The organism is Oceanithermus profundus DSM 14977, assembly GCF_000183745.1.
GTDB lineage: Bacteria > Deinococcota > Deinococci > Deinococcales > Marinithermaceae > Oceanithermus > Oceanithermus profundus.
Window position 1 is genome coordinate 502,988 of the sequence record NC_014761.1, and the last position, 13,920, is coordinate 516,907.

Below are 13,920 nucleotides of genomic sequence, written 5' to 3' on the forward strand. Positions count from 1 at the left end.
GCGGCTCCGGGCGGGTGGGGATGGGGATGGGGTTCGCGGTCGACGTTTGTTCGTCGTGCCTTCAGGATTAGTATACGGTATGGTTCCAACCAACGTGGTTATTCCGACCCGTGCCCCGGATCCGCCGGCGCCGGTTCGCGGACGTTTGTGATAGGAGCGGCTTCATGGTGTGATAGGGGCATGGCCGAGGGGCGTACACCGAAGACGAGCAAGCGAACCGCGCACCGGGGACCCAAGGCCAAGCTGAAGCGCAAGGTCACCTCGGCCGGTGGCGTCGTCTTTCGGGGCTGCCGCAAGCCCCGGGTGCTGCTGATCATGCCCGCCAAGGGCAAGCGCCGGCGCTGGAGCCTGCCCAAGGGGCGGGTCGAGCCGGGCGAGCGCTACTGGCAGACCGCGCGCCGCGAGGTGAAGGAGGAGACGGGCGTCAACGTCAAGGTGCTCGACCCCATCGAGCGGGTGCGCTACTACTTCATGGCCCACGACGACGAGGGCGTGGAGGTCAACAAGCGGGTGCACTACTTCCTGATGCGCTACGAGGGGGGTGAGCTGCGCCCGCAGGTGGAGGAGGTGCGCCAGGTGCGTTGGTTCCCCGTCGAGGAGGCGGAGCGGCTGCTCGCCTTCGAAAACGAGCGGCGCGTTTTCCGCGCCGCGCTCGAGCGCTGGAGGAAGCGATGCAAACAAGCCACCCGCTGACCGTCGACCTCTACGAGCTCACCATGGCCGACTCCTACCTGCGCCGCGGGAGGAACGAGCCGGCCGTCTTCGACCTCTTCGTGCGCCCGCCGGTGCCGGGCCGCCGCTTCTTGGTGGCCGCCGGCGTGGAGGCCGCGCTCGACTACCTGGAGCGGCTTCGTTTCGGTGAGGAGGACCGCGCCTACCTGCGCTCGCTGGGCGTCTTCTCCGAGGCCTTCCTGGACTACCTGGCGACCTTCCGATTTTCCGGGGAGGTCTGGGCGGTGCGCGAGGGCGAGCTGGTCTTCCCGGGGGAACCGATCCTCTACGTGCGGGCCCCCCGCATCGAGGCACAGATCGTCGAGACCTACCTGCTCAACGTGGTCAACTTCCACACCCTGATCGCCTCCAAAGCGGCGCGGGTGCGGCTCGCCGCGGGGTTCGAGGCCAGCGTGGTCGACTTCAGCCCCCGCCGGGATCACGGCCCCGAGGCGGCGCTGGGGGTGGCCTACGCCAGCTACCTGGCGGGCCTCGACGGCACCTCGAACGTCGAGGCGGGCCGGCGGCTGGGCCTGCCGGTGGTGGGCACGATGGCCCACGCCTACGTGATGAGCTTTCCCAGCGAGCTCGAGGCCTTTCGCGCCTTCGCCGCCGACCACCCGGCCCCGGTGCTGCTCATCGACACCTACGACACCCTCGAAGGGGCACGCCGGGCGCTGGAGGTGGCGCGCGAGCTGCGGGCCGAGGGGCGGGCCCTCGCCGGGGTGCGCATCGACTCGGGCGACCTGCCCACGCTCACCCGCAGGGTGCGCCGGCTCTTCGACGAGGCCGGTTTCCCCGAGGTGAAGATCCTGATCTCGGGCGACCTCGACGAATACCGCATCCAGGCCTTCCTGGCCGCGGGGGGCGTGGCCGACGGCTACGGGGTGGGCACGCGCCTGGGCACCAGCTACGACCTGCCGGCGCTGGGCGGCGTCTACAAGCTGGTGGAGGACGCGGCCGGACCCCAGCTGAAGAAGAGCCCCGGCAAGCGCACTTGGCCGGGGCGCAAGCAGGTCTGGCGGCGTTGGGGCGAAGACGCGGTGCGGGACGTGCTGGGGCTCGAAGGCGAGGAGCCGGCGGGCGCGCCCCTGCTCGCGCCGCGCATGAAGGACGGCCGGCGCCTGGCCGCGCCCGAGCCGCTGGTCGAGGTGCGCGCGCGTGTGCGCGGCTGGCTGGCGCGGCTGCCCGAGGACCTGCGGGTCATCGCCGAAGACCCCAAGCCCGAATACCCCGTCGAGGTCAGCTCAGGACTCGCCACCCTGGTCCGGCGCCTCGAGCGCGTGCGCCACTAGCCGGCCCGCGGCCTCGCGGGGGCTGAGCCGGCCCGCGGCCACCTCGCGCACCAGCGCGTCGCTCTTGCGGGCGCTCTCCTGGCCCAGGGCCTGGATGACGCTGGCGATCTCGAAGCGGGCGCGCTCGATGCGGTGGGGTTCGAGCAGGCCGTGCCGCTCGAGGTGTTCGTGGTGGGCCTCGATGGCCTCGAGCAGCTCCTCGGTTCCCTGGCCCGACTGGGCCACGGTGGTGAGCACCGGCACCTGCCAGCCCGCGGGGCGGGGCGGGGCGAACTCGAGGGTAGCCTTGAGCTCCTGGACCACCCGCTCGCCGCCGGGCAGGTCGAACTTGTTGACCACGATCAAGTCGGCGATCTCCATCACCCCGGCCTTGAAGGCCTGCACCGCGTCGCCGGCGGCGGGGGTGAGCACCAGCACCGTGGTGTCGGCCACCCGGGCGATGTCCACCTCGCTCTGGCCCACGCCCACGGTCTCGAGGAAGACCCAGTCGAAGCCGAAGGCCTCGAGCAGCGCGAGCGCCGCGACGGTGGCCCCCGCCAACCCGCCCAGCGAGCCGCGGCTCGCCATCGAACGGATGAAGACGCCTTCGTCCTTGTGGTGGCGCATCATGCGGATGCGGTCGCCCAGGATGGCGCCGCCGGTGAAGGGCGAACTGGGGTCCACGGCGAGCACGGCCACGGTTTCGCCGCGGCCGCGCACGGCCTCGATGAGGCGGTCGGCCAGCGTGCTCTTGCCGGCGCCGGGGCTGCCGGTGAGGCCCACCACCTTGGCGTGCCCCTGGCCGCGCGCCGCCTTGAGCAGCGCCTCGCCTTCGGGCAGGCCCGACTCGACCCAGGTCAGCGCGCGCGCCAGGGCGCGCCGGTCCCTTTCGTGAAAGGCGCGTACGACGTCCATCTACGGATGCACGAAGACGGGCACCTGCGCGCGCTCGAGGACCTCGCGGGTGACCGAGCCCATGAAGCGGCTCTGCCGGCTCTTACCGATGAAGACGGCGTCGATGTCCTCCTCGGCCACAACCTGGCAGATGGCGTCGACCGGTTTGGCCTCTTTAAGCAGGGGGCGCGCCCCGTAGGGGGCGGCGAACTCGTGCAGCTGCTTGGCGAGCTGTTCGATCAGGGCCTGCCGCTCCTCGATGTAGCGCGGGTCGGGCATGTGGATGGGGATCGGCGGCTCGGCGATGGGCTCGACGGAGTGCATCAGGGTGATGCGCGCGCCCACGGCGTCGGCGATCTTCTTGGCGAACTCGAGCGCCCGCCTCGAGGGATCGGCCAGCGCGGTGCTGACCAGGAAGTGCTTGAAGGGCCGGACCTCGATGCCCGCGCGCGTGGCCATCACCGGCTTGCCCGACACCTCGATGACGCGCTCGGTGATCGATCCCAGGATGCGCTCGAGCAGGGTGTCGGCGCCGTGGGTGCCCATGGCGATGAGGTCCACGTCCTTTTCCTTGGCGTACTTGAGGATCACCCGCAGCGGATGCCCCACCTCGAGGTGGTGCTCGGCGTCGGGGTCGAGGGTCTGCAGGTGCTTGCGCGCCTCTTCGAGCGCCTCGTGCTGCGCCTGCTGCATCACTTCGCCCAGGCGTTCGGTCCAGTAGTCGCCGTAGATGGGCATCTGCGGCGTGGGTTCGAGGGTGTGGAGCAGGATCAGCTGCGCGCCGAGCGGCTTCTTGAGCTGGCGCACCACCTCGAGGGCCTTCATGGACGCTTCGGAAAAATCGGTGGGGTGCAGGATCTTCACTGTTCTCCTCCTTCGGCGATGCAGGCCACTTCAACCCGTACGTCTCGTGGCAGGCGGGCCACCTCGACGACGGCGCGCGCCGGATAGGGTTCGCGGAAGTGCCGGGCGTAGACCTCGTTGAAACGGGCGAAGTCGTTCATGTCGGCCAGAAAGGCGCTCACCTGGACGACGCGGTCCAGGCTGCTTCCGGCGGCCTCGAGCACCGCCGCCAGGTTGCGGAGCACCTGCTCGGTCTGGGCCTCGATGCCTCCGTCCACCAGCTCGCCGGCGGGGGTCAGGGGGATCTGCCCGGAAACGAAGACCATGCCGCCCGACCTGACGGCCTGGCTGTACGGCCCGATGGCCGCGGGGGCCCGTTCGGTTTGCACGCGCTGCATAGGCACCTCCTACCTGTTATTAAACAGCAGAACGAAGAGCAACAGCGCCACATAGACGATCAGGAAGATGAGGTCGCGCCAGCGGTGCCAGAAGCTGCGCGGCCGCCCGGGCTCGATCACCTGGGTGTGCACGCTTTCGTCTTCCTGCCCCATGGCGAGCACGACGGGTTCGCCGCCCTCGAGCGGGAGGGCCCAGGGCGGGGGCGCGCGGTCCTCGGGGATGCGGTGCACGACCACGGCGACGACGGAGATGTTGTCGGGTCCGCCCCACTCGTTGGCGAGCTTCACCAGCCGTTCGGCGGCGGCGTCGGGGGGCATGGACTCGAGCACCTCCTGGAGCACCGCGTCCTCGAGGACCCCCGAGAGCCCGTCGCTGCAGATCAGGAAACGGTCGCCGGGCTGCACCTTGAGGCCGATCAGGTCCACCCGCGCCTCGGGAAACGACCCCAGGGCGTTGGTGATGACGTTGCGCCAGCGGTGGTTGCGGGCTTCGGTGGGGGTGAGCAGGCCCTGGCGCAGCCGCTCGGCCACCCAGGAGTGGTCCTGGGTCAGCTGGGTGAGCACCCCGTCGCGCAGCAGGTAGGCCCGCGAGTCCCCCACGTGGGCGATGAGCGCGTAGGGCAGGTCCAGCGCCAGCGCGGTGGCCGTGGTGCCCATGCCGCGCGACTCGGGGCGCTGCCCCGCCATGTAGATCGCGTCGTTGGCCTCTTCGAAGGCTTCGAGCAGCAGGGTGGGGGAGGGGGTGTCCTCCTCGGTGACTTCGAGGATGTTCTTGACGGCCAGCTTGGAGGCCAACTCGCCCGTCCGGTGCCCGCCCATGCCGTCGGCCACGACGAAGACCCCTCCGCGATCGGTCAGCTTCTGGCCCACCGCATCCTGGTTGGTGGTGCGTTTTCGCCCCGGATGGGTCAGCGCGGAAGCCTCGACCGCGGGCGCTTCGGAGGGGCCGGACATAGCGAAATTATACGCCAACGAGGAGCGGCTACGTATTCGATTTCAACCACGGTGCTTGGTCGGAGTACAAAATGTTGGAACGTTACCTTATCAACGCCTTCGAATTTGTATAATTGGGGCCGCAGTAACAATCACGGAGGTGGCGAATGAAAGCTATCAGGTTGCTCGCTTACGTGTTGCTGTTGGTGCTGTTTGGAAGCGTTACCAGCGCGCAGGGGGTGACGATCACCGTCTCCTGCGGCGCGGTAGGCAAGGGGTACGACTTCTGCAAGAGCGGCGCCGAAGCCTGGGCCGCGAAGACCGGCAATTCGGTCAAGGTGCTGCCCTCGCCGAAGTCGACGACCGACCGGCTGGCCCTGTACCAACAACAGCTCGCTGCGGGGTCGTCCGATGTCGACGTGTACATGATCGACGTCATCTGGCCGGGGATCCTCGCGGACTTCTTCATCGACCTGCGCGAATACGTCTCCCCGGACCTCGTGAAAGAGTTCTTCCCGCGCATCGTCGCGGCCAACACCGTGGACGGCCGCCTGGTGGGGCTGCCCTGGTTCACCGACGCGGGGCTGCTCTACTACCGCACCGACCTGCTCGCCAAGTACGGCTACTCCGCGCCGCCCACCACCTGGGAGGAGCTGGAACAGATGGCCGCCAAGATCCAGGCCGGCGAGCGCAAGGCCGGCAACGGCAGCTTCTGGGGCTTCGTTTTCCAGGGCAAGGCCTACGAGGGGCTGACCTGCGACGCGCTCGAGTGGATCTTCTCCTACCGCGGCGGCACGATCGTCGACAAGGACGGAAACATCACCGTCAACAACCCGAACGCGGCCAAGGCCATCGACACCGCGGCCCGCTGGGTGGGCACGATCGCGCCCCCGGGCGTGACCAGCTACCAGGAGGAGGAGGCCCGCGGCGTCTGGCAGGCCGGCAACGCCGCCTTCATGCGCAACTGGCCCTACGCCTACTCGCTGGGCAACAGCGCCGACAGCCCCATCAAAGGCAAGTTCGACGTCACCGTGCTGCCCAAGGGCGGGCCCAACGGCCAGCACGCGGCCACGCTGGGCGGTTGGCAGCTGGCGGTCTCGCGCTTCAGCAAGCACCCCAAGGAAGCCGTGGACCTGATCGTCTACCTGACCGGATACGACGAGCAGAAGCGCCGCGCCATCGAGGGCAGCTACCTGCCCACGCGCCCCGCGCTCTACAAGGACAATGACGTCTTGACCGCGATGCCGTTCATGGGGCGGCTCTACGACGTCTTCGTGAACGCGGTGCCGCGCCCCAGCGCCCAGACCAAGCAGAAGTACAACCAGGTCTCGAGCGCCTTCTGGACCGCGGTGCACAACGTGCTCGTCGGGCAGATCGACGCGGCCACCTCGCTGCGGATGCTCGAACAGCAGCTCAAGCGCATCAAAGGCAAGGGTTGGTAGACCCCTCGGCCCCGCCGGCCGCGGCCGGCGGGGCTCCTTCTTGGAGACCGTCGTGGCCCAGCGCAGCCGACTCGCCGCCCGCCGCACCCGCACCGCCTGGCTCTTCCTGCTGCCCAGCCTGCTGGTGCTGCTCGTGGTGGCCGCCTACCCCCTGTGGCGGACGTTTCAACTGAGTTTCTATCAAGTCAGCATCCTGCAGTTTCCGCTGCAGCCCGAATGGGTGGGGCTCGAAAACTACCGCTACCTGCTCGCCGACCCCTACTGGTGGATCAGCCTGAAGAACACCGCGGTCTTCACGGTGGTCTCCGTCGCCCTCGAGACCGTCCTGGGCCTGGGCATCGCCCTGGTCGTGAACGCCAACTTCACCGGGCGCGGCCTGATGCGCACGGCGATGCTGGTCCCCTGGGCGATCCCCACCGTGGTTAGCGCCCAGATGTGGCGCTGGATGTACAACGACGTCTACGGCGTGGTCAACGACCTTCTGATGCGCGCCCACCTGATCAGCGAACCGCTGGCCTGGCTGGCCGACCCCCACCTGGCGCTCTCCGGCATCATCGCCGTGGACGTCTGGAAGACGACGCCCTTCATGGCGCTCTTGCTGCTTGCCGGGTTGCAGTCGATCCCGCGCGAGCTCTACGAAGCCTCGACCGTGGACGGGGCCAGCCCCTGGCAGCAGTTCTGGCGCATCACCCTGCCGCTGCTCAAGCCGGCGCTGCTGGTGGCGCTCATCTTCCGCACCCTCGACGCCCTGCGCGTCTTCGACGTGATCTACGTGATGACCGGCACCAACCCCACCACCATGAGCATGTCGGTCTACGCCCGGCAGCAGCTCGTCGACTTCGGCGCCCTCGGTTACGGCTCGGCCGTGTCCATGGGCATCTTCCTCATCATCGCCCTCTTCGCCGCGGCCTACCTGGTGAGCCTGCGGGTGGAGCTGGACTGAGGTGCCGCATGGGAAGGAAATCGCCGATCGTAACGTTCCTTTTCTACGCCCTGCTCCTCGTCATCTTCGTCTACATGATGTTCCCCTTCTACTGGGCCGTGGTCAGCTCGCTCAAGAGCCCTTCCGAGCTCTTCGCGACCCCGGTGCTGTACTGGCCCGAACACCCCCGCTGGCGCAACTACGTCGACGTCTTCACCCAGCAGCCCTTCGGCCGCAACCTGTTCAATTCCACGGTCGTGGCCGGCGTGACCACGCTGCTCTCGCTCTTCATCGGCTCCACCGCCGCCTACGCCCTGGGCCGTTTCCGGTTCTTGGGAAAGAGAACGGTCTTCTACGCGATCCTCTCGGTCTCGATGTTTCCGCAGATAAGCGTCCTCGGGGGAATGTACATCCTCGTCCGGTCGATGGGGTTGTACAACACCTGGTGGGCGCTGATCTTCTCCTACACGATCTTTACCCTGCCGTTCACCATCTGGGTGCTGACGAGCTTCGTGCGGGACATCCCGCGCGAGCTGGAGGAGTCGGCCTTCGTTGATGGGGCCACTCCCTGGCAGGTGCTGTGGAAGGTGTTGCTTCCGTTGATGGCCCCCGGCTTGGTCACGGCGGGCCTGCTGGCGTTCATCGGGGCGTGGAACGAGTTCCTCTTCGCGCTGACCTTCACGGTCGACGACAGCGCCCGTACTGTTCCCGTGGCCATCGCTTTTTTCAGCGGCGCCAGCCAGTACGAGCTGCCCTGGGCGCAGATCATGGCGGCTTCGGTGATCGTCACCGTGCCGTTGATCGTGCTGGTGCTCGTCTTCCAGCAAAGGCTGGTCTCGGGTCTGACGGCGGGGGCGGTCAAGGGATGATCGCGGTTCTGGGCGAGGCGCTGGTCGACCTGCTGCCGGCCGAGCGGCCGGGGCTGTGGCGGGCGCGTGCCGGCGGCTCGCCGGCCAACGTGGCCCTGGGGCTGGGGCGGCTGGGCGTTCCCGCCCGTTTCTACGGCGGGCTTTCCCGCGACGGCTGGGGCCGCTGGATCCGAGACCGATTGCGTGCGGCCGGGGTGGAGGCGGCCGGGCCCTTCAGCGAAGACCCCACGCCGCTCGCGCGGGTGGAGGCGGGGGCGGCGGAAGAGGCGCGCTACCGCTTCTACCTGCGGGGCACGGCGTTCGAGGCCGCGGGCTGGCCGCAGGCCGGAGAGGGCGTACGCGCGGTGCACGCCGGTTCGCTGGCGGCGGCCTTGCCGCCGGCGGCGGACGAGGTGTGGGGGTGGCTCGAGCGCCTGGAAGGCGCCTTCGTGAGCTTCGATCCCAACGTTCGTCCCGGCCTGACGCCCGCGGCGTTCCGCGGGGTCTTCTGGGAACGGCTGGACCGCTTCGACCTGGTCAAGCTGAGTGCCGCGGACCTGGATTGGCTGGCCGCGGGCGAGGACCGGGACGCCGCCCTGGCGCGGCTGCGCGCGGCGGTGCCCTGGGTGGTGCTCACCCTGGGGGCGGGCGGCGCGGTGGGGTTTTGCGGAGCGCACGAGGTGCACGTACCGCCCCCGCGGGTGCGGGTGGTGGACACGGTGGGCGCCGGCGACGCCTTCACCGCGGGCCTCCTCGCCTGGGCGGAGGCCGCCGGGGTCTTCGGCGGCGCGCCGCTGGACCGGGCGGGGCTCACTGCGGCCTTGGTCTTCGCCTGCCGGGTGGCGGGGCTGACGCTCGAGCGCGTCGGGGCCGACCCGCCGACACGTAAGGAGCTGGAAGCGAGAGGGGGCGAGGTATGCGGAGCGTGAACTTCGACGGCTACCGGTTGGAAGACGGCGTGCTCTGGCTGGAGGGGGCGCAGTCGCAGGCGCGGCTCGAGGCCTACGCGGGGGGTTACTGGCGGCTGTTGGTCTGGCACCGGTCCCGCGACGCCGGGAAGGGTAGCTGGGTCGTCCGGCGGCCCGAGGCCGTGCCCATCGAGGCGGAGCCCGAGGCCGCGGGCCTGCGCCTGCGCGCGGGCGCGGCCGAGCTGCACCTGCGCCTCGCGCCCTTCGGGTTGGACTGGGCGGGGCTCGCCCTGGCGGACCTCCAGGTCGACGAGCTGCCCACCTGGACCACCGACGCCGCCGCCGTGGCCGAGGCGGTGGCGGGCGTGGGGGCGGTGCGCGAGACCGAAGACGGCCACGCTTTGGGCGGGGGTTACGCGCTGCACCTGCAGGAGCGCGACGGCCGGCGCTACTTCGGCCTGGGCGAGCGCACCGGTTTCCTCGACAAGAAGGGGCGGCGCTGGCTCAACTGGACCGCCGACGCCTTCGAGCAGCAGCCGAAGGACGACCCCCTCTACCAGGCCCACCCCTTCCTGATCGCCTTCGACGAGGGGCAGGCCCGGGGGCTCTTCCTCGACGAGAGCTGGAAGAGCGCCTTCGACCTGGCCTTTCGCGAGCCCGGCCGCAGCCGCATCGCGGTGGAGGGGCCCACCTTCGACCTCTGGCTGGTGCCGGGTCCCGAGCCGGCGGCGGTGCTCGAGCGCTTCACCGCGCTGGTGGGCCGGCCCGGCCTGCCGCCCTTGTGGGCGCTCGGCTACCACCAGTGCCGCTGGAGCTATCCCGACGAAGATTCGGTGCGCGAGGTCGTCCGGAAGTTCGAGCGCCACGAGATTCCCCTGAGCGCGCTCTGGCTCGACATCGACTACATGGACGGCTACAAGGTCTTCACCTTCTCGCCCCACCGCTTCCCGGACCCGCCGCGGCTGGTGCGCGAGCTGGCCGAAAAGGGCGTGCGGGTCGTGACCATCGTCGACCCGGGCGTCAAGAAGGAAGCGGGCTATTCCGTCTACGAGAGCGGAAGAAAGCTCGACGCCTTCGTGAAGAACCGCCGCGAGGAGGAGCTGGTGGGCGAGGTTTGGCCCAAGCCGGCGGTCTGGCCCGACTTTTCCCGGCCCGAGGTGCGCCGCTGGTGGGGCGAGCAGCACCGGCCGCTCGTCGAGGCCGGCGTCGCCGGCATCTGGAACGACATGAACGAGCCCGCCGCCTTCGCGGTCGAGGGCGACGAGGTCTTCGGCATCGGCAAGACGCTGCCCTCCGACGCCCGGCATGGCGAGCGGCTGCACGCCGAGGTGCACAACCTCTACGGCCTGCTGATGAGCCGGGCCACCCATGAGGGGCTTGCGCACCTGCGCGAGGGGCGGCGCCCCTTCGTCCTCACCCGTTCGGGTTTTTCGGGCATCCAGCACTACGCCTGGGTATGGACCGGCGACAACGGCAGCTACTGGGAGCACATGGCCATGAGCGTGCCCATGCTGCTCAACCTGGGGCTTTCGGGCGTCGCCTTCTGCGGGGCCGACATCGGCGGCTTCCGCGGCGACGCCGACGGCGAGCTGCTGGCCCGCTGGACCTGGCTCGGGGCCTTCTACCCCTTCATGCGCAACCACTCGGCCAAGACGAGCCGCCGCCAGGAGCCCTGGGCCTTCGGCGAGCCCTGGCTGGGCCACGTGCGCGAGGCCATCCGTTTCCGCTACCGCCTCCTGCCCTACCTCTACACCCTGGCCGAGGAGGCCGTGCGCACGGGGCAGCCGCTGATGCGCCCGCTCTTCTACCACTTTCCGAACGACCCCGAGGCCGCGGCCGTCCACGACCAGTTCCTGCTGGGGCCCGACCTGCTGGCGGCGCCCGTCCTGCAGCCCGGGGCGCGCCGCCGCCTCGTCTACCTTCCCGAGGGCGGTTGGCGCGACTTCTGGACCGGAGCCGAGCAGGCGGGACCGGCGTGGGTGGTGGCCGAGGCGCCGCTGGACCGCATCCCCCTGTGGCAGCGGGTGGGCAGCGCGCTGCCGCTCAGTGTTCCCGAGCCGCCCGCGCAGGCGCACTGGGACCCGCTCATCTGGCGGGTGGCGCCAGCGGCGCACGTGCTCGGCGCGGCCTACCTGGACGAAGGCGAGGGCGACGGCGCGGGGCTGCGGGTGCGCCTGACCGGGCGCTACGACGGCTCGCGGCTGCTCGTGACCCAGGAGCCCGTGACCGACGGGCGCGCCTGGCTCGAGCTGGTGGGGGCGGACGAACCCCGGCGCGCCAGCGCCCCGTTCGAGTACGAGGACGGCCGCTTCCGCGTGGAGCTGCAGGCCGGGGAGGCCTGGGTGGAGTGGTAGCCCGCCCGCGTCGTAGTCTTTAGGTACGGGCCGAGCCCGCACGAAGGCGAGGGCGAGATGCTGCTGGTGTTTGGTGAACTCTACGCAGAGCTGACGAACTCCGGAGAGGCCTGCCTGGAGGTGGCGCTGGGCGGGCCGCTGCTGCGCCAGGCCCTGGCCGCGCGCGCCGCCGGCGCGCGCACGCGTTTCTTGGGGCGCGTGGGGCGCGACGGATACGGACGCAGCATCCGGCGCATCGGACAGAACCACGAACTGGAATGGGCGCTGCAGGAAGACGGCGAGCGCCCCACCAGCCTTTGGATCGGGGGCGACCCGCCCGTGGCTTACCGGGCCGCGGACGCGCACCTGGAGCCGCCTTCCGAGAGCTTCTTCGAAGGCGGGCGGGTGCTCCACGCCGGCGCCTGGGCCTTCGGCATGGACCCGGCGCGCACCACCGCCGCCGAAGTCTTCCGCGAAGGGCTGCACCAGGGGCTGGCCCTCAGCCTGGACCTACGGAGCGCCCGCTGGGCGTTGCGCGCCGACCTCGAGGAGGTGCTCAGGCCTTTCCTGCCGCTGGCGTACATGAAGGTCGACGCCGAGGCGCTGGAGGCCTTGCAGCTGCGCCCCGGCGAGCTCTTCCAGTGGGCGAACACCGTGTTGCTCTTCGCGCCCGGCAAGGTGCGGCGGATGACCCTCTTCGACGAGCAGGACCGGGCCCTGCCCGCCGGGCTCCACCCGGACGAGGCCTACGGCCGCTTCCTTGCGGGGGTCAGCCGCGGACGGGAGCCGGAGGCGGCCCTCGCGGCGGCGCTCGAAGGCGGCGACGAAGCCCTCCGGCCCAAGGAAAAGGACGCGTGATACCGTGAAACCCGAACAAGCCTACGAAGCCCTGCGAACCTTCCAGATCGACACCGCCTACTACCAGAGTCTGGGGGCGCTGGCCGGTTGGGACCAGCGCACCTACATTCCCCAAAAGGGGCACGCCCACCGCGCCCGACAGTTCGCGGCGCTGGCGCGCCTGCTGCACAAGCGGCGAACCGATCCCCGCATCGGCGAGTGGCTGGACGCCATCGAGGGCAGCGACCTGGTCGCCGACCCCGAGAGCCCCGAGGCTGCGAACGTGCGCGAGTGGCGGCGCGACTACGAACGCGCCGTGCGCGTGCCCGACGACCTGGCCGTCGCCCTGGCCCAGGCCCAGAGCGAGGGCGAGAGCGCCTGGGAGTCGCTGCGCGAGGCCGACGACTGGGCCGGGTTCCAGCCCTACCTCAAGCGGGTCCTCGACCTGCAACGCGAATACGCCGAGGCCGTGGGGTACGAGACCGAGCCCTACGACGCGCTGCTCGAGGATTACGAGCCGGGCGAGCGCGCCGCGCGGCTGCAGACCATGTTCGCGGAGCTGGGGCGGGCGACGCGTGCCTTGCTCGAGCGCATCCGCGGCTCGGAGGTCCGGCCTCCGGTCGAGGTGCTCCACCGCAACTTCCCCGTGGAAGTCCAGCGGGCGGTCGCCTACGAGGTCACCGGCCTCCTGGGTTACGACCTCGAGGGGGGGCGCATCGACCCCACGGCCCACCCCTTCGAGCTTTCCGTCGGGCCCGGCGACGTGCGCATCACCACCCGCTACTACCCCGACTACTTCAATGCCGCCTTCTTCGGCAGCGTGCACGAGGCGGGGCACGCCATGTACGAGCAGGGGCTTCCCGCGGAGCACTGGGGCACCCCCATGGGCCAGGCGGTCAGCATGGGCGTACACGAGTCCCAGTCGCGGATGTGGGAGAACCTGGTGGGTCGCAGCCTGGGCTTCTGGCGCTTCTACTACCCGAAGCTGCAACCCCGCTTCGCGGCGCTGGCGGACGTGGGCCTCGAGGACTTCCACCGCGTGGTCAACGCCGTGCGGCCCAGCCTGATCCGGGTCGAGGCCGACGAGGTGACCTACAACCTGCACATCCTGATCCGTTTCGAGCTCGAGCTGGCGCTCTTCCGGGGGGAGCTCGAGGTGGACGACCTGCCCGAGGCCTGGAACGCCAAGTACCGTGACTACCTCGGCGTCACCCCGCCGAACTTCAAGGACGGGGTGATGCAGGACGTGCACTGGTCGGGCGGCATGTTCGGCTACTTCCCCAGTTACACCCTGGGCAACGTCTACGCCGCCCAGCTCTTCGAAGCGGCGCGGCGCGACCTGGGCGATCTGGAGGAAGCCTTCGCCCGCGGGGCGTTCGCCCCGCTGCTCGAGTGGCTGCGGGACCGCGTCCACCGGCACGGCCGGCGCTTCCCGCCGCGGCAGCTCGTCGAGCGGGCGACGGGTGCGGCGCCGTCCACCGACGCGCTGGTTCGTTACCTGAACGATCGTTTCGGAGCGCTCTACGAGCTCTAAGGAGCGGGCCAGCTCGAAACGAGTCCACCCGGACGCGCCGGCG

General features: G+C 70.2%; 13 protein-coding genes. 9 read left to right on the forward strand and 4 right to left on the reverse strand.

Annotation, left to right across the window (positions count from 1 at the left end; all coding sequences use genetic code 11):
• Positions 1 to 180 precede the first annotated feature (180 nt).
• Together OCEPR_RS02480 and OCEPR_RS02485 are read left to right on the forward strand one after the other, a co-directional pair.
• Positions 181 to 693 (forward strand): NUDIX hydrolase, encoded by a 513-nt coding sequence (locus OCEPR_RS02480; protein WP_013457128.1) that lies wholly within the window; start codon positions 181 to 183, stop codon positions 691 to 693.
• Complete coding sequence (locus OCEPR_RS02485) at positions 672 to 2,006, forward strand: nicotinate phosphoribosyltransferase (protein ID WP_013457129.1); 1,335 nt, start codon at positions 672 to 674, stop codon at positions 2,004 to 2,006. Before OCEPR_RS02480 ends, OCEPR_RS02485 begins: the two co-directional genes overlap by 22 nt.
• Here OCEPR_RS02485 and meaB read toward each other — a convergent pair.
• From meaB to OCEPR_RS02505, 4 genes are read right to left on the reverse strand one after another with little or no spacing between them, the layout of a single operon-like run.
• On the reverse strand, positions 1,959 to 2,900 hold the full coding sequence (gene meaB, locus OCEPR_RS02490; RefSeq protein ID WP_013457130.1) for a methylmalonyl Co-A mutase-associated GTPase MeaB: 942 nt from the start codon (positions 2,898 to 2,900) through the stop codon (positions 1,959 to 1,961). The two genes, OCEPR_RS02485 and meaB, sit on opposite strands and share 48 nt — an antisense overlap.
• A complete protein-coding gene (locus OCEPR_RS02495; RefSeq protein WP_013457131.1) occupies positions 2,901 to 3,743 on the reverse strand; it encodes a universal stress protein in 843 nt (280 codons plus the stop codon).
• Positions 3,740 to 4,120, reverse strand: a complete 381-nt coding sequence (locus OCEPR_RS02500) for a RidA family protein (protein WP_013457132.1) — start codon at positions 4,118 to 4,120, stop codon at positions 3,740 to 3,742. The genes OCEPR_RS02495 and OCEPR_RS02500 overlap by 4 nt, the downstream gene beginning before the upstream one ends.
• A 9-nt stretch (positions 4,121 to 4,129) precedes the next feature.
• Positions 4,130 to 5,074: a PP2C family protein-serine/threonine phosphatase gene (locus OCEPR_RS02505; RefSeq protein ID WP_013457133.1), complete on the reverse strand. Its 945-nt coding sequence runs from the start codon at positions 5,072 to 5,074 to the stop codon at positions 4,130 to 4,132.
• Positions 5,075 to 5,220: 146 nt separating this feature from the next.
• Here OCEPR_RS02505 and OCEPR_RS02510 point away from each other — a divergent pair, with 146 nt between their 5' ends.
• Genes OCEPR_RS02510 through OCEPR_RS02540 form a run of 7 tightly spaced genes read left to right on the forward strand, consistent with a single transcriptional unit; the run spans position 5,221 to position 13,877 of the window.
• Positions 5,221 to 6,495, forward strand: a complete 1,275-nt coding sequence (locus OCEPR_RS02510; protein WP_013457134.1) for an ABC transporter substrate-binding protein — start codon at positions 5,221 to 5,223, stop codon at positions 6,493 to 6,495.
• A 52-nt stretch (positions 6,496 to 6,547) separates the two neighbouring features.
• Positions 6,548 to 7,438 carry a carbohydrate ABC transporter permease gene (locus OCEPR_RS02515; protein WP_013457135.1) on the forward strand — a complete coding sequence of 297 codons (891 nt, stop codon included), beginning with the start codon at positions 6,548 to 6,550 and terminating at the stop codon, positions 7,436 to 7,438.
• A gap of 8 nt (positions 7,439 to 7,446) precedes the next feature.
• Positions 7,447 to 8,286 (forward strand): carbohydrate ABC transporter permease, encoded by an 840-nt coding sequence (locus OCEPR_RS02520; RefSeq protein ID WP_013457136.1) that lies wholly within the window; start codon positions 7,447 to 7,449, stop codon positions 8,284 to 8,286.
• Entirely contained in the window at positions 8,283 to 9,194 is a 912-nt protein-coding gene (locus OCEPR_RS02525; protein ID WP_013457137.1) for a PfkB family carbohydrate kinase, read from the forward strand. Before OCEPR_RS02520 ends, OCEPR_RS02525 begins: the two co-directional genes overlap by 4 nt.
• Positions 9,182 to 11,527 (forward strand): glycoside hydrolase family 31 protein, encoded by a 2,346-nt coding sequence (locus OCEPR_RS02530; protein WP_013457138.1) that lies wholly within the window; start codon positions 9,182 to 9,184, stop codon positions 11,525 to 11,527. Before OCEPR_RS02525 ends, OCEPR_RS02530 begins: the two co-directional genes overlap by 13 nt.
• Positions 11,528 to 11,584: 57 nt before the next feature.
• Entirely contained in the window at positions 11,585 to 12,364 is a 780-nt protein-coding gene (locus OCEPR_RS02535; protein WP_013457139.1) for a carbohydrate kinase family protein, read from the forward strand.
• A gap of 4 nt (positions 12,365 to 12,368) precedes the next feature.
• The gene (locus tag OCEPR_RS02540; protein WP_013457140.1) at positions 12,369 to 13,877 is read left to right on the forward strand and encodes a carboxypeptidase M32; all 1,509 of its coding nucleotides are present in this window, start codon (positions 12,369 to 12,371) and stop codon (positions 13,875 to 13,877) included.
• Positions 13,878 to 13,920 lie beyond the last annotated feature (43 nt).